The 15,106-nt window shown below is 41.4% G+C and carries 13 protein-coding genes; 2 read left to right on the top strand and 11 right to left on the bottom strand.

From position 1 onward, the window contains the following. The first annotated feature begins 5 nt into the window (after positions 1 to 5). Positions 6 to 1,520, top strand: a complete 1,515-nt coding sequence (zwf, locus tag IRJ18_RS14370) for a glucose-6-phosphate dehydrogenase (protein ID WP_194107014.1) — start codon at positions 6 to 8, stop codon at positions 1,518 to 1,520. Next, positions 1,520 to 2,251 (top strand): 6-phosphogluconolactonase, encoded by a 732-nt coding sequence (pgl, locus tag IRJ18_RS14365; protein WP_194107013.1) that lies wholly within the window; start codon positions 1,520 to 1,522, stop codon positions 2,249 to 2,251. The genes zwf and pgl overlap by 1 nt, the downstream gene beginning before the upstream one ends. A 118-nt stretch (positions 2,252 to 2,369) precedes the next feature. Here pgl and IRJ18_RS14360 read toward each other — a convergent pair whose 3' ends face one another. The 11 genes from IRJ18_RS14360 to spt form a co-directional block, all read right to left on the bottom strand. Next, positions 2,370 to 2,912, bottom strand: a complete 543-nt coding sequence (locus tag IRJ18_RS14360; RefSeq protein ID WP_194107012.1) for a CAP domain-containing protein — start codon at positions 2,910 to 2,912, stop codon at positions 2,370 to 2,372. A gap of 173 nt (positions 2,913 to 3,085) precedes the next feature. Then, positions 3,086 to 4,141 carry a tetratricopeptide repeat protein gene (locus IRJ18_RS14355; protein WP_194107011.1) on the bottom strand — a complete coding sequence of 352 codons (1,056 nt, stop codon included), beginning with the start codon at positions 4,139 to 4,141 and terminating at the stop codon, positions 3,086 to 3,088. A 134-nt stretch (positions 4,142 to 4,275) separates the two neighbouring features. Next, entirely contained in the window at positions 4,276 to 5,211 is a 936-nt protein-coding gene (locus tag IRJ18_RS14350) for a phosphatase PAP2 family protein (RefSeq protein WP_194107010.1), read from the bottom strand. Next, entirely contained in the window at positions 5,208 to 5,834 is a 627-nt protein-coding gene (locus IRJ18_RS14345) for a sterol desaturase family protein (protein ID WP_194107009.1), read from the bottom strand. Before IRJ18_RS14345 ends, IRJ18_RS14350 begins: the two co-directional genes overlap by 4 nt. A 9-nt stretch (positions 5,835 to 5,843) precedes the next feature. Beyond that, complete coding sequence (locus IRJ18_RS14340; protein WP_194107008.1) at positions 5,844 to 6,425, bottom strand: DUF4833 domain-containing protein; 582 nt, start codon at positions 6,423 to 6,425, stop codon at positions 5,844 to 5,846. Next, positions 6,425 to 7,171 (bottom strand): CDP-alcohol phosphatidyltransferase family protein, encoded by a 747-nt coding sequence (locus IRJ18_RS14335; RefSeq protein ID WP_194107007.1) that lies wholly within the window; start codon positions 7,169 to 7,171, stop codon positions 6,425 to 6,427. The genes IRJ18_RS14340 and IRJ18_RS14335 overlap by 1 nt, the downstream gene beginning before the upstream one ends. Before the next feature lie 31 nt (positions 7,172 to 7,202). After that, positions 7,203 to 9,761: a DUF5686 and carboxypeptidase-like regulatory domain-containing protein gene (locus IRJ18_RS14330; RefSeq protein WP_194107006.1), complete on the bottom strand. Its 2,559-nt coding sequence runs from the start codon at positions 9,759 to 9,761 to the stop codon at positions 7,203 to 7,205. Positions 9,762 to 10,112: 351 nt separating this feature from the next. After that, complete coding sequence (locus tag IRJ18_RS14325) at positions 10,113 to 11,441, bottom strand: inositol-3-phosphate synthase (RefSeq protein WP_194107005.1); 1,329 nt, start codon at positions 11,439 to 11,441, stop codon at positions 10,113 to 10,115. A 42-nt stretch (positions 11,442 to 11,483) separates the two neighbouring features. Next, positions 11,484 to 12,467 (bottom strand): NAD-dependent epimerase/dehydratase family protein, encoded by a 984-nt coding sequence (locus IRJ18_RS14320; RefSeq protein ID WP_194107004.1) that lies wholly within the window; start codon positions 12,465 to 12,467, stop codon positions 11,484 to 11,486. Next, the gene (locus IRJ18_RS14315; protein ID WP_194107003.1) at positions 12,464 to 13,582 is read right to left on the bottom strand and encodes a GNAT family N-acetyltransferase; all 1,119 of its coding nucleotides are present in this window, start codon (positions 13,580 to 13,582) and stop codon (positions 12,464 to 12,466) included. The genes IRJ18_RS14320 and IRJ18_RS14315 overlap by 4 nt, the downstream gene beginning before the upstream one ends. Before the next feature lie 116 nt (positions 13,583 to 13,698). Beyond that, entirely contained in the window at positions 13,699 to 14,904 is a 1,206-nt protein-coding gene (gene spt / locus IRJ18_RS14310; RefSeq protein WP_194107002.1) for a serine palmitoyltransferase, read from the bottom strand. Between the last annotated feature and the right edge of the window lie 202 nt (positions 14,905 to 15,106).

The raw sequence follows: 15,106 nt of genomic DNA, 5'->3' as shown, positions 1-15,106 counted from the left end.
AAGACATGAACCCAAGCACACATACAGAACCAACCATATTTATAATTTTTGGCGGCACCGGCGATTTAAACATGCGCAAGCTGGCCCCGGCGTTATATAACTTATATTTAGATGGGTGGTTGCCCGAAAACTTTGCCATTATAGGTACCGGCCGTACCAAATTTACCGACGAAGCTTACCAGGAAAAATTGCTGGAAGGCATCAACAGTTTTTCACGCAGTGGTAAGGCCGATAAAAAGAAATGGGACGAATTCTCGAAACATGTAGCCTACCAGGTCTCTGATATCAAAGATTCGGAAACCTATAAAGAATTTGGCGGGAAGATAGAAGGGTATAATAAAGAATGGAAAACCAAAGCCAACGTAATCTATTATCTGGCGGTGTCTCCTAACTTTTTCCCCATTATTGCTTCAAATCTGGCTAAAGCCAAATTAACCGAGGATACCAAACGTGTACGTATAGTTATTGAAAAACCGTTTGGGCACGATCTGGATTCGGCAAAGGAACTGAATAAACTGCTGGCTAACATTTTTGATGAGCGCCAGATCTATCGTATCGACCATTACCTGGGTAAAGAAACAGTGCAGAATATTATGGCATTCCGTTTTGCCAACTCGCTGTTTGAACCGCTTTGGAACCGTAACTATATTGAACACGTGCAGATATCTGTAACCGAACAATTAGGCGTGGAAGACCGCGGCGATTACTATGAAGGTTCGGGGGCATTGCGGGATATGATACAAAACCACTTGCTGCAGCTACTTTGCCTGGTGGCTATGGAAACGCCTATCAGTTTCGATTCGGACGAGGTACGCAACCGTAAAGTTGAAGTATTGCGTGCAATGCGTCCTTTCAGCGCCGATGATGTGCGTAACTCGGCCGTGCGTGGACAGTACGCCAAAGGCTGGATGGAAGGCAAGGAAGTGCCGGGTTACCGGGAAGAATCGAATGTCGACCCGGAATCGAACACTGAAACCTTTGCCGCTATTAAATTTTTTATAGACAACTGGCGCTGGCAAGGCATCCCGTTTTACCTGCGTACCGGTAAGCGCATGCACCAATCGGCATCGGTAATTACCATCCAGTTTAAGGATGTACCGCATAGGGTATTCCCTTCAGAATCAAGCGAAAGCTGGCAGCAAAACAGGCTTATCATTAGCATACAGCCTGAAATGAGCATCCGCCTGCAGGTACAGGCCAAACGCCCCGGATTGGATATGGTGTTGAATGCTGTTGACATGGTATTTGATTATAAAGGTACTTACACCAACCAGGCGCCAGAGGCTTATGAAACCTTGCTGCTGGATACCATGCTGGGCGACCAAACCCTGTTTATGCGCGGCGACCAGGTTGAAAGTGCCTGGGAACTGATTATGCCGATATTGAACGCATGGCAAAGGAAAAAGAGCCTGAGCTTCCCTAACTATTCAGCCGATTCATGGGGCCCGGAAAATGCTGAAGCTTTAATAGCCCGCGATGGTTTCCATTGGTTTACGTTACCATTAAACGGGAAGAAATAATGGGCGTGAAACTAAATATATCGGCTACGGAAGCCGAAGTATTGGACAATTTAGCAGGATTTTTTATAAAAGCCGGCAACGAAGCAATTGCCGATCATGGCCGCTTTTCGGTATCATTATCCGGCGGGTCATCACCAAAGAAATTGTACGAGTTACTGGCTTCCCCGGCTTATAAAGACCAACCAGACTGGTCAAAAGTTGATTTCTTTTTCGGCGATGAACGTAACGTAAAGCATACCGATAAAGACAGCAATTACCTGATGGCTAAAACTGCCATGTTTGATGCGCTGCATATTGATGGAAAGCAAGTATTCCCGGTTGATACGAGTTATAGTCCGGCTGGCGCGGCTAAGGCCTATGCCGATACCATTAACGGGTACTTTGAAGGTAAACCCGTGGTATTTGACTTGGTGTTATTAGGTTTAGGGGATAATTCCCACACGGCCTCGTTATTTCCCCATACGCCCATCTTGCATGACGATACCGTATCGGTTAAGGAAGTTTGGCTGGAAGACCAGCAGGTATACCGTATTAGCATGACCGCACCGATGATCAATGCGGCCAAGCATATCGCTTTCTTAGTATATGGTGAGGGCAAGGCTATAGCCGTGCACCATGTGCTGGAAGATGCTGCCGACATTGAAGAGTATCCGGCACAACTGATCAGAAAAGATGGTGGTGTGCAGTGGTTTTTGGATACGGCGGCGGCATCAAAATTAGAAAATAAATAAAAATGGATAAAAACAGATAAAAATAAATAAGAACTGTTCATATCAACAAAAAAGGTGTAAGTACGGATACTTACACCTTTTTTGTTATTGGTACTGATGTTTAAATAAAAATTAAATGTTAGTTTTTGCCTTTATCCAAAGTACTTACCCGGGCCTGGCCACTTTCTAAAGCCCTTTGCTCGGCCGGGCTATAGGATTCGCGACCGCCGAAGTCCTGCACCCAGTAATCATTATATTGTGCTATACCTATTTCTCTAAAGGCGGGATTCATCAGGTTATGGCAATGGCCCTCGCTTGCAAACCATTCTTGCATTACTTGTCTGATACTTTGCTGGCCTTCAGCAATGTTTTCGCCAATGATAAAGCTTTTGTAACCATTAAATATATAACCGGCAAATACAATCCTGTCCTGCATACTACGGCCGTCTTTACTGGTATGGCTAAAGTAACTCTTATCGTTCATATCCTTAGCATGCCTGAAAGCAGATTTTTGCAGCGAGGTGTTCCAGCTAAGCGGCGGCGCTGGCGGGAACCATTTGGTACCGCAATTGCAGCCTCTGGCACGCGTAGTGTTAATATAGTTTAAAAATTCCTGTTTAAAGCTCTCGGCGGTTGCCGGGCGGTATTGTGTGCGGGCGGTGCTTACTATTAAAGTAAGCATGAGAAGTAATCCCCCTCCAAAAATCATTTTCCTCATAATTGCCTTTATGACTGCCCTTTAATCCCTTAGGTTTAATCACACTAAAGTAAATTTGCTTTATTGTTTATTTAACTTCTTTTTACGATAGTAAATTAATAAGACGGCAACTATTAACGTAATGCTGGCAACTAATATTATAATGATACTGTTTTCTTCGCTGAGCTTGCTTTTGAAGATTTCTTGCTTACGGCTGTCAATAGTTTTTTTTTAGCTTGCTGGGTTGAATCCTGGGCTTTAAGCGCGGCTAAGGTGCGGGCCTGTTCGGCTTTTACAATAGAATCTTCGATAACATCGTGACGTTTTAAAGCAGCAGCAGCTTTTTGAGGCATATTCAGATGAGTATATAATGATGCATAGCTTGTTTGCACCATTGACTCCTGTTTAGAGAAATGATTTTGTGACGACAGGCTTAAGGCTTCATCCAAATCGCGCTGGGCCAGTTTATAGTCTTTTATAGACATTTTTATCCCGGCTAACTCAATTAAACTGGCTATTACATTCCGGGTATCGTTCCGCATACGCGATATAGTGTTTGATTGCAGGATGAACCATTTGGCCTGGCTAAATTTCTTTTGGTCCTTATAGATTCTCACCAGGTTATTAAAACTCAGCAGCAAGCCATTGCTATCGTTATACCGTGAATACGAATGCAGTGCTTTAATGGTGTAATCGGCGGCGGCGTCCTGGTAAACGGTGCGTGTACGCTTCAGCGCTATCGAGTCGTATTTTAAATAATAGTTCGCTATTTTTTGGTAATACAATGCGCGTAAGGTGTCGTTGGTTACCAGGCCAATTTGGCGCTTAAGGTCTGTTATGCTTGCTGGCATCCGCTGTGTCAGGTCATCCTTAGCGGTATCGGCCGCAAAAAAAGGCGCAATAAGCGGGGAGATCTTTTTAATTAAAGTGGCCTGCATCTCGGCATCGCTTGCTATAACAAATGGGGTTACCATGGCAGGCTCAACCTTCACATAGCTTTTATAAAGAATAACCTTGGGGCCTAAATTTTCGGCCAACAGGTGCCTGGATGTATCCGGGTTTAACGTATTTTGATTTGTGCCCGTTTTAATAGAATCGGGAAGGGAAGCTAATATTGCGGGTTTAATACTATCTACTACCGTACCTGTTTGGGCACGCGTTGTCAGCGTAACAGCTGTCAAAATAAAAGTAGATAGTAAAAAAAAGTATTTCATGTGTATGCAAGTTATAAACATTTACACAAATAATATGCCGTTTACCAGCAAACAGTATTTCAGGAAGTTTTGTAAAGGAGCCGGAATTAATTTGTAATTAAAAATATTGATACCAAGCAAAATGAGCTTATAAATTAGGAAATTACTTTTGCGTACCTATTTAAAAATGATTGTAAGCGGTTAAATCTGGCGATGAAAAAAAATAATAAAATGCCTGTTATAGCACACACTATGCCTGACAATACATCCACTACATAGTGATGGCTGGCATATACAGCAGTGAACCAAATACCCAACATTACTATAGCGAAAAATATATTTATCCAGCCAAGCCGGTTTTTTAAGCCGTAAAACAATACAATAACGGGATAGGCCGAATGTAACGAGGGCATAGCGGCAAATACGTTCGATCCTTTAGTATATATACCCTTAAATACACTGGTATGGAAAAATTTATCGAAACGGGCCAGGCCACCAATATGCGCTGTAGTATGCGGGAAAAATTGAAAACCATGCAACTGAACATACCAGGGCGGCGCAGCAGGATAGATATAGTAAACAATAAAGCCCAGTATATTCACTGTAAAAAACGTAAGTGCAAAATATAGAAACTCCTTTTTATGGGTAAAGAAAAGATAAGTGGCAAAGCCAAGGGGCACAGGTATCCAGCACAAATAAAACAGGCCGGTTATTACATCAACGGCTGTAGTGTGGTTAATCAGCCAGTATTCATTCGCGGTTATTAATTTGTCATTGTAACGGATGCCAAAAAGGCTTTTATCAAAGTCGTACAGATCTTTAATGTGTACCGGGTTGTAATTATAATTAGGAAAAGCCTTCATATAATCAAAAATTATCCAGTACACTACAAAAATACAGAAGCCCGTAATAAATTTGCGGGTAATAGGCGCCAGGTAAAATAGTGCATTGCAGATAATCACCAGCACTACCTCATCACTTTTAAAACCTACTAAATATCGTGATAGTAATAAATAAACAACAGAAATGATTGTAACTAAAGTAATAGACCTGGCATTTACTGCAACGCCCGGAACTTCGGCTTGGTTCATACTTGTTTCTTAGGGAAATCCGATTGGAATATTTTATCCCAAAGGGCTGAACTTACACCATAGCCTTTGCTTGGGTCCTGATAGTGGTGCAGCATATGGTGCTGTTTTATTTTTTTCCATAACCCGCCTTTAAAGTTAAAGTGGTGAATGGCATAGTGGCCAATATCATAAACCAAATAACCGATTATAAAACCAGCAAAAAAACCGTAAACATGATTGGTTGGCAGCAGGTATTTAAAAAGGAAAAAGAAGCCGGTAGCCAAAGGTATACTGGCTGATAATGGCATTACCAGGCGTTTAGCATCGCTGGGATAATCATGATGCACGCCGTGGAATATAAAATGCAGCCTTAATGCCCAGGGTGCCTTAGGTATATAATGGAATACAAAGCGGTGCAGTATGTATTCGGTCAATGTCCAAATAAATAAACCTGCGGCCAGCATTTCAAAAAAGTTAAGTATACCTAAGCCTGTTTTAAAAAGCGCTACATAGCTGCAAATTAAAATAACGGGGATAAAGGCAAACAAGGGCACAGTAAAATGTACTTTCGACAGACTTTCTAAAAAGTCGCTTTTAAACATCCTCACACTCTCTGTCGAGTTCGACACATAATTCTTTTTCATAACGCTTAATCAGGGTTTAAAACGTTCCATGATCTCTTTACCTGTGGCAGGGTCGGTACCTTTCATTTCCACATATACAATATTGGGTATCCAGAACGATCCGCCTTCAACTTTAACAAATATACGATTTAGTATAGCTTGTTTTTTTGCAATTGTTGCAAAGATATGGTATTTCCCATCATCGCTCTTCTGCAAATTTAAGGGCATTTTTTTATACGCTACAAATCTGATATCAAATTGATTGCTTTTTACCTGTTTTGAGGTAACGCCATAAGCAAATTTGCGTTGTATATAATTCAATTCCTCGCGCTGCCCTTTTTCGGCATAACGTATCCAATATACATGCAGCGGGTTGTCGGTATCCAATTCGCCTGATTTATCGGTGTTTAATTCATATATCAGCGTATTGGTATTCGGGTCGCGCTGTATATAGAATAATTTAGAAATATTGGCCGGTTCGGGAAAGTGGATGTCCTTTTTCAGGTTTCGTTTAACGGTATCCGTTTCGGAGGCAGTAGTATTAAATTTTTTGACCGAGAACCCTTGTAGAAATAATGTTGACGAGAGCAGCAATGAAAATAGTAAACGCATTAATTAGAGGAGTTAGTTTTGTCTTTTTCCAACAACGATCTTTTTGCATCGATCAGCCGGTTAAAGGCAGTAATATTTGTTAAAAACGAAAGGGCTACAATAGGTATAGTGAATATAGATATGGTTTCAAATACATGGTACTTAACGCCGGGGATATACAGTTTCCAATCGCCACCAATATATAACGACGTTACGCCGCATAGTATGGCAAACAAACCAATGGTCACTACCCGTTCAGGCCTTTGCATCAGGCCCCCTTTGCATTCAATACCCAGGCCTTCGGCACGCGCACGCACGTAGCTTACCATCATAGACCCTATCATAGCAATAAAAGCGGCTATAGAGCTGATAAAATAATGATGCCCTACCAGGTAATAACATATACCCAGAAACATGATCAGTTCGCTATAACGGTCAAGCACTGAATCGTACAAAGCCCCAAAGGTAGATTTCATGTTGCCCAAACGTGCAACCTGGCCGTCAAGCATATCAAACAGGCCAGCAAAAAGTATCAATCCGCCGGCCCAGCCTACATATCGCAAATCGCCGCGGTTGCCTTCTTCGGCGCCAATAATAAAAATTACAGCTACACCAACGTTTAGCACAAAGCCAATAGACGTTACCATATTTGGCGTTAAGCCTAACTTAATTAAAAGTTTAACAAACGGATCAATAACCTTATAAATGCCCAGCTGCAAACTGGTACGTAAGGATGTATTGTTGGGATTAGTAACCTGGCTTTCCATATTGTATGCTAAATTGCTTTAAAGATAAAAGTTAAAAATCAAATTTAACACGTGTACGTATGCCCCAGGTTGCAACGCCGGGATGATCCAGGTAGGTGAAACGTTTAACCGCATCAATCCTGATCAGTTTAAATATATTTTCTATACCTACACTGCCTTCAATATATGGCGTGTTACCCAATGCATAAGTAATTGGGGCGCCGTTTTTTTCAATGGGGTATTGGTATAACTGGGGATGGATACCCGGATTATTATTATCACCTACACTACCATACAATAATTTAAAGGTGGTTGTTTCGCGCCACTTTAATTTTTTTAGCAATGGTATTTTGTTAAAGAAGAGCCCTTGCCAGTGCTGGTCAATTTTTAAAGCCACATATTTGTCGCTCACAAACTCTAAAAAGTTCATCAGGTTGTACGATTCTATATCGTAAGCATAGGTTTGGTTAGCCTGATGAATGGTAAGCAGCGGATAAGGTACCTGGCCAAAAATGCGGTTGCCTTCCAACGATATATCAGAATACCCCAGGAACGATTCGTAAAAATGTTTATCAAACCGCAGGTCCACATTTTGATAGTTGTACGAACTGTTAAACACGTTTTTAATACCCTGGATATAGTTAAAAGTAACAATGGGGTACTTATTAGGGATAGGTATACGATATATTTTGCCCTGGTAAAACTGTTCGTGCGGGGCATAACGTAACTGCAGCGAAGCTTCAGATGTGGTTAAGTGATTTACCACATTTGGCGTAGCCGTATTGGCATTACTAATAGAATACAACGAACCGGCCGGTTGCTGTGTCCAGTTATTAAAGCCTAATGCGTACGAGAAATGGCTGGCATATTCATGCACGTAGTTGATCTTGTAGTTATCGTTATACAAGAATTTATCATTTTCCCCACGTTTAAAGGATAGTAAAAAGTTATCCTCCTGTACAAATTGCAAAGCCTGTCCCGGTATCTTAGTATCTTTTTGTACGCTTATACGCACATAGTTCTGCGGGAATTTATAAATAGATTTATCGTTGAGGGAATAAGTGGCGCTGCCAAAATATTTCCATTTCTTATCGGTAAAGCCATAAGCGCCATAAGTTTCAAAATAATAGCGCTTACTTAATTCGGGGGTAGTACGGCCGCCTAAACGCAGGCGTAAGCCTTCAATAGGGTTAAAGCTGTAAAACGCGTTTGAAGGGCCAACCTCAAACGGGCCGAATGATTTATAGCCAGCTAACAGTAGGGTGGCAATATCCATAGTGCGCCTGAACGAGGGCATTTTCTGCAGGCTGTCAATATTTTTATAAACTTTAGATTCGGCCGTAGTTAGCGTATCTAAACGATTTTTAGCCCAAAAGTCATCACTGCGGTGCTTCACCTCATCGGCTATCTCGGTAGCTTCGGCGGTGGTATAGGTTGTATCGGGCCGGGGCTGGTTAACTATGTAGTTTTTAAAAGTAATAGTCCTGTCGCCAAATATGCCGCCGTTCTTTTTCTTATTTAGGCCAAAGTCGGCTAAAATGTCACTCCGGCTAAGGTGATAGCGTTTATCAGGGTTTTGTTCAAAATCTAAGTTAACCCGTAACGATTTTACAAAGTTAAGGTTGATGTTTTTGTTAATAACCAGTTCGGCTTTTTGTACGGCATAATTACCATCAAGGGTAATGTAAATATTGCCCTCAAAAAGCATATCGGTAGTGTTACGCGGCGTAAAGCTTAGTTTTACCAGCTTGGTATTGTTCACTACCACCGTATCTGTAATAAAAAATTTATAAAACGTTGGCGCCGAGTTTGATATGGGGCTAAGAAACTGGTTAGTGATCAAAAATATATTATTTTGATAGATATCAACATCGGCATAAATATGCTTGATGTACTGGCCAAGGCCATCGTTATCTATAAAACTGCCAAAATCAACGCTTTTTTCTCCTAAAATTATGGTGCGTTTTTTTTCAGGATTTTTGCGATAATAATTCTGGGTTAGTTTTTCGGTCAGGTACATAGGCAGCAACGACTTACCCGGTATCAGCGTAGTATCGCGATTATCTAAAATAAACTTATATTTCCTGAAGAATTTCTTTTCGGCCAGTTTATCTGATACGTTAATGAACGATAACTGTAGTTTATCATACGCCCGGTATTCAACATAATCATAAGCCTCGGGGCGATTCTTCGGTTTGTTCTCTATCACCTTACGAATCAGTTCAACAGCCGGGTTATCCCTGTTGGTATATTTTGGCCTCTTGGCCGATTTTATGGTCACTTCCTGTAATGCCTTAGCCTCGGGAAATAACCTGATATTAACCACTTGCTCTTTACCAGGGACGATGGTTAGCAAAGCAGGCTTATAGCCTACAAACGTGGCCTTTATTTGGAAATATTGTTGAGATGAGCTTAATCTGTATTTACCCTGGTCATTACTGTTAATGCCAATGGTTGAGTTAACAAATGATACGGTTACAAAAGATAGCGGCTGATGAGTGTTGGCATCGGTTATGGTACCCGAAACCGCGGTGTTTTGCGCAATTACATTGAATGAACAAAATAACAGAAGAAAGAATAAAGAAAATTTAGAAATATGATTAAAGTTCATTTGCTCAAAATACAATTACACTATACAAACTTATCTTGCCGTAAATAATTGTAAAACAGTGCCAGAATTAAGCACTTTATTTACAATAGATGAAGCCGCCTTGCTTCTTATTAACACCTACTTACGGCCTAAAGTCACATTTAGTTTGTCCGAATTAGGGTATACCGGGGGTATGCTTGTAAAACGCCCAAAGTTAAAAAAAATCTATATAGACTATTGTGGTCAAAAAGTCAAATGTTTGGCTAATGTATGGGTATGTTGTAGGGATGACAAAGAGAGAATAAATGTGCTGAATAGCAAGGGCGCAGCAATAAGATACTGCTGCGCCCTTTGTATTGATATAGTAGGCCGTTATTTATTCGAGTCGGCAAAAACGTCGTCGTAATAATCAAGCCCTAAATGCGTGATCAGGTCTTCGCCCATCAGGTAACGCAGGGTGTTTTCCAGTTTTTGCAGTTGTTTGAATATATCATTCTCTGCCTGCAGGCCAGGCGCGGTTTGCGGCGATTTAAGGTAGAACGATAACCACTCCTGTATGCCTACCATACCCGCGCGTTTAGCCAGGTCGATAAATATAGCCAGGTCTAACGCTACCGGTGCGGCCAGGATAGAATCGCGGCACAGGAAGTTAATTTTGATCTGCATTTTGTAGCCTAACCAGCCAAAAATGTCGATGTTGTCCCAGCTCTCTTTGTTATCGCCATGCGGCGGATAGTAGTTGATACGGATCTTATGGAAAATATCGCCATACAGGTCAGGGTTTTCTTCCGGCTTCAATATATCTTCCAGCACGCCCAGTTTCGATACTTCCTTAGTTTTAAAGTTATCCGGATCATCTAACACCAAACCATCACGGTTACCCAAAATGTTGGTACTGAACCAGCCGCGTACACCTAATGAGCGTGCAGCCAGGCCTGGTGCCAAAATGGTTTTCATCAGGGTCTGGCCTGTTTTGAAATCCTTGCCGGCAATTGGGGTTTTGGTTTGTTTAGCCAGTTCAATTAAGGCCGGGGTATCTACAGTTAAGTTAGGGGCACCATTAACAAATGGTATACCTAATTTTAAAGCAGCATAAGCATAAAGCATACTTGGCGATATCAGGTGATCATCGGCCGCTAAACCGGCTTCAAACTTAGCCAGGCTGCTGTGTACATCAGATGGTTCAAAGTATATCTCGGTTGATCCGCACCATAGTACCACTACGCGGTTAAGGCCATTTTTCTCTTTAAAGTTTTTGATGTCTTCCATCAACTGGTTGGCCATTTCTAAACGTGTACCGGTTTTTATGTGTTCGCCGGTAAGGTTTTTAGCGTAGTTTTTATCAAACGCCGCCTTCATTGGCACTACCTTTTCCAATTCCTCTTTAACAGAGAAAAGCAGGCCTGGTTCCAATACTTCGGCGTTCATCGCTGCCTCGTATACGTTATCAGAAAATACGTCCCACCCGCCAAAAACAATATCGTTAAGGCTGGCCAATGGTACAAAATCTTTAATTTTAGGGTTACGGTTTTCGGTCCTTTTTCCTAACCGGATGGTTCCCATTTGGGTGTGCGAGCCTATTGGCTTTGAGATGCCTTTTTTCACGGCCTCAACGCCGGCAATAATTGTGGTTGCAACTGCCCCAAGGCCAGGTATTAAAATACCAAGTTTACCTTCGGCGGGCTGAATGTTAATTTTCATTGGTTTTGATTCTATTTTTCGTATGATATAGTGTATACTGATCTACAGCCATTTATTGGCTTTGTACCAGCTTATTGTTTCTCGTAATCCGGCTTTCAGATCGTGTTGGGGATAAAAGCCCATATCGTGCTTCGCCTCTTCAATACTGCAATGCCAGTTGGTTGCAGTAAGCTCATGCAATTTTTCCCTGTTAAGCACTGGTGTTTGACTGCGCAAATAACCAACAAATTCAGATACCGATGCAATAATTTTCACAAAGTTGACAGGTAAATGAATTTTGTATGTTTTGCTGCGCAATATATCTTTTGTAATGTCAGCTAATTCATATCTATCGTAAAAATTACCATCGCTTAAATTATAAGCCTGGTTTTTGCCGCTGAATAACGCCCTTACGCTTGCTTTGGCAAGGTCTGTTACATAAATAAAGCTTAGCTTTTGCGCGGCGGTACCTATGTAGGGCTCAAATCCTTTAGCAAATTGTTTAAGCGCAATGTAAATATCCTTATCGCGCGGACCGTAAACGGCGGTGGGGCGAAGTATAGTACAATTTAAACCTGCAATGGTTTTCAATTTCTCTTCGGCCAGCAATTTACTTTTACCGTATGATGTTACAGGGCGCGGTATGCTGTTATCATTAATAATACCGGTTAAGGTATGTAATGGCCCTAACGCTGCCAGGCTGCTTATAAAAACAAATTTTTTAAACGTTGCCGATGCCGCAGCTGCTTTAGCCAAATTAACAGTATAGTTTACATTTACCGCGTTGTAGGCCTGCTGGTTTTTTGCCCGGGTTAAGCCTGCCGCGTGTATCACATAATGATATTGGTTATCCTCAAATTCCTTTTGCAGGGCTGCCAAGTTATCAAAATCAGGATAAGTGTATTTAATATCCAGGTGTTTAAGATGCTCTGTCTGGCTGCTTTTTCTTACTGCTGCAAACACTTCCAGGTTGTTCCGTAACGCTTCCTCCACCAAATGATACCCTACAAAACCGCTCGCTCCGGTTATCAAAACCCGTTCCCTCATATCTGTTTTTGGTATAGCCTGTATTTTTTATAAGGATCGCCCTTAATGGCTTTTATAGCCTCGTTAATCATTGTGTTATTTTCAAGCGTCCAACCGGCTTCAGCGTGTTTAAGACCTTTTTCGGTATAGTTTTTAATAATTGTACCGTATAAAACAGCCTCGATACCCATTTTGCGGTAACCTTCAACCACGCCTAAAGCATAAATGCGCAGGCTTTGTATCTTCTTTTTACCTAACAATAGTTTGAAAATGCCGGTAGGTAACAAGCGCCCGCGTTTAATTTTCTTAAATATCTCGTTATAGTTGGGCAGCGCTAAACCAAATGCTACAATTTTTCCATCCTGCTCGGCAACCAGGGCAAAGTCAGGATCTAATATGAGTTTTAGGTCTGCCGCCAGGTAATTAAATTCCTCGTCGGTTAAGGGGACAAAGCCGGTGTTTTGGTCCCAGGCCGAATTGTACACCTCGCGCAGTTTTATCGTTTCTTCCTTAAAGTTCTTCAGGTTTACCTTGCGAATGATAATGTTATTGCGTTTCAAGCGCTCGGTTAACGCGTTAAGCAGCTTTACCGATTTGTCATCGTAGTTATTCCCGTCCCAATGCCAGGCAATCAGGTCAACATCTTTTTGGAAACCAAAACCTTCTATTAATTGGGCATAGTAAGGGAAGTTATAGGTCTGCATTAAAAACGGCGAACTGTCAAATCCTTCAACCAGTAAACCACACGGTTCGTTAGTTGAAAAGTTAACCGGGCCCATTATTTTACCTATTACGCCTTTGCCCTTTAGCCACTTGGTGGCTATATCAAAAAGCATATTAGCGGTTTCCTGGTCGTTTATACAATCAAAAAAACCAAAGAAGCCATCGTTTGCCTTATTATATTGGTTGTGGGCATTATTTAAAATGGCGGCAATACGGCCAACTACCTTATCACCATCATAAGCCAAAAAGCATTGTAACTGGTTGTGCTTATGAAAAGGGTGCTTGGTAAGCAAATCCCTTTGTGCTATAAAAAGTTCGGGGACATAATACGGATCGTCCTTGTACAAATCGTGCGGAAAATCAATAAATGCAGCTAATTCGTTTTTCGAGCTTACAGATAAAATTTTTTTCACAGGTTATGAATTGAAGATGTACAGGATATACATATGCTTGGTACAAATGTATATAAACAATTACGCGCAAGGTAGTCCTTTATTTTAAAAAGACTGTCCTTGCGCGTTATGGTTATTTATATTTTTTCTTTGATGGCGGTTACACCAACATCTTTAAATGCCTTGGTAATTTTTTCAACAGCCTCTTCAATTTGTTCGAAGGTGTGTGTAGCCATTAATGAGAAACGTAGCAGCGATGAATCAGAAGGAACTGCAGGCGATACTACCGGGTTAACAAAAATGCCGGAATCCTGCAGGTGTTTGGTAACCAGGAAAGTTTTTTCGTTATCACGAACGTAGATAGGCAGGATAGGGCTTTCAGTAGGGCCTAAATCGAAGCCTTCTTCAAGCAATAAACGCATAGCGTAGTTGGTATTTGCCCAAAGTTTATCAATACGTTCCGGTTCCGATTCTATAATATCCAGTGCGGCAATAACGCTGGCAACCGATGCCGGCGGCATGCTGGCGCTGAACATTAACGCGCGTGCACGGTGTTTCAAATAATCAATAGTAATAGCGTCGGCAGCAATAAAACCACCCAATGATGCTAATGATTTACTGAAGGTACCCATGATCAGGTCAACCTCATCGGTCAATCCAAAGTGCGATGAAGTACCTGCGCCTTTATGGCCAATTACGCCTAAACTGTGCGCATCGTCAACCATAATATTAGCACCGTATTGGTCGGCTAACTGAACAATCTCAGGTAGCTTCACAATATCACCTTCCATACTGAATATACCGTCAACCGCAATTACTTTAACCGAATCTTCCGGCAAAATGCTCAGCTTGCGCTGAAGGTCGGCCATATCGTTATGGGCGTATTTTATTACCCTCGAGAAGGAAAGACGGCTGCCGTCAATTAAGGAAGCGTGGTCGTATTCGTCTAAAATTAAATAATCGTTACGGCCGGTAATGCACGAAAGTACACCTAAATTAACCTGAAAACCGGTACTGAATAATACCGCGGCCTCTTTACCTACGTAATTAGCCAGGCGTTGTTCCAGTTCAATATGAATGTCCAGCGTGCCGTTTAAAAACCTTGAACCTGCACATCCCGTACCATACTTATCAATTGCTTTTTTAGATGCCTCTTTAATTTTAGGATGGTTTGTTAATCCTAAATAAGAGTTAGAACCGAACATCAGCACACGTTTGCCATCAATCATCACCTCGGTATCCTGCCCAGACTCAATAGGCCTGAAATAAGGATATAATCCCATTTCTCTTATTGCTGCCGCGTCTTTGAACTGAGCAATCTTATCATGTAGTTTTTTACCCATGTATTAACTCTGCTTAAATTTTTTGTAAAAATACCATGAAAAAGCTAATATCTTCTATCACGTTGAGAAATTTTTTAACAATGCCTTTATGCGGGCACTACTATTTCCCAATATGCAAATTAATTAATTTTTTTGTTAAAGTACAGCCATCAGTTTGTATTTTCTTTCAATTTTTTTTCCACGGGCCATATCTGGTAGTTAT

This window comes from Mucilaginibacter boryungensis, assembly GCF_015221995.1.
Classification (GTDB): domain Bacteria; phylum Bacteroidota; class Bacteroidia; order Sphingobacteriales; family Sphingobacteriaceae; genus Mucilaginibacter; species Mucilaginibacter boryungensis.
This window is presented reverse-complemented; position numbering and strand designations above follow the sequence as displayed.

Bases quoted from the DNA above. Each gene is read 5' to 3' on its own strand.
- IRJ18_RS14335 (WP_194107007.1), bottom strand. From the start codon at position 7,171: ATGGAAAGCCAGGTTACTAATCCCAACAATACATCCTTACGTACCAGT.
- IRJ18_RS14325 (WP_194107005.1), bottom strand. From the start codon at position 11,441: ATGAAAATTAACATTCAGCCCGCCGAAGGTAAACTTGGTATTTTAATA.
- spt (WP_194107002.1), bottom strand. From the start codon at position 14,904: ATGGGTAAAAAACTACATGATAAGATTGCTCAGTTCAAAGACGCGGCA.
- IRJ18_RS14355 (WP_194107011.1), bottom strand. From the start codon at position 4,141: ATGAAATACTTTTTTTTACTATCTACTTTTATTTTGACAGCTGTTACG.
- IRJ18_RS14320 (WP_194107004.1), bottom strand. From the start codon at position 12,467: ATGAGGGAACGGGTTTTGATAACCGGAGCGAGCGGTTTTGTAGGGTAT.
- IRJ18_RS14350 (WP_194107010.1), bottom strand. From the start codon at position 5,211: ATGAACCAAGCCGAAGTTCCGGGCGTTGCAGTAAATGCCAGGTCTATT.
- IRJ18_RS14345 (WP_194107009.1), bottom strand. From the start codon at position 5,834: ATGAAAAAGAATTATGTGTCGAACTCGACAGAGAGTGTGAGGATGTTT.
- IRJ18_RS14330 (WP_194107006.1), bottom strand. From the start codon at position 9,761: ATGAACTTTAATCATATTTCTAAATTTTCTTTATTCTTTCTTCTGTTA.
- IRJ18_RS14340 (WP_194107008.1), bottom strand. From the start codon at position 6,425: ATGCGTTTACTATTTTCATTGCTGCTCTCGTCAACATTATTTCTACAA.
- IRJ18_RS14360 (WP_194107012.1), bottom strand. From the start codon at position 2,912: ATGCTTACTTTAATAGTAAGCACCGCCCGCACACAATACCGCCCGGCA.
- pgl (WP_194107013.1), top strand. From the start codon at position 1,520: ATGGGCGTGAAACTAAATATATCGGCTACGGAAGCCGAAGTATTGGAC.
- zwf (WP_194107014.1), top strand. From the start codon at position 6: ATGAACCCAAGCACACATACAGAACCAACCATATTTATAATTTTTGGC.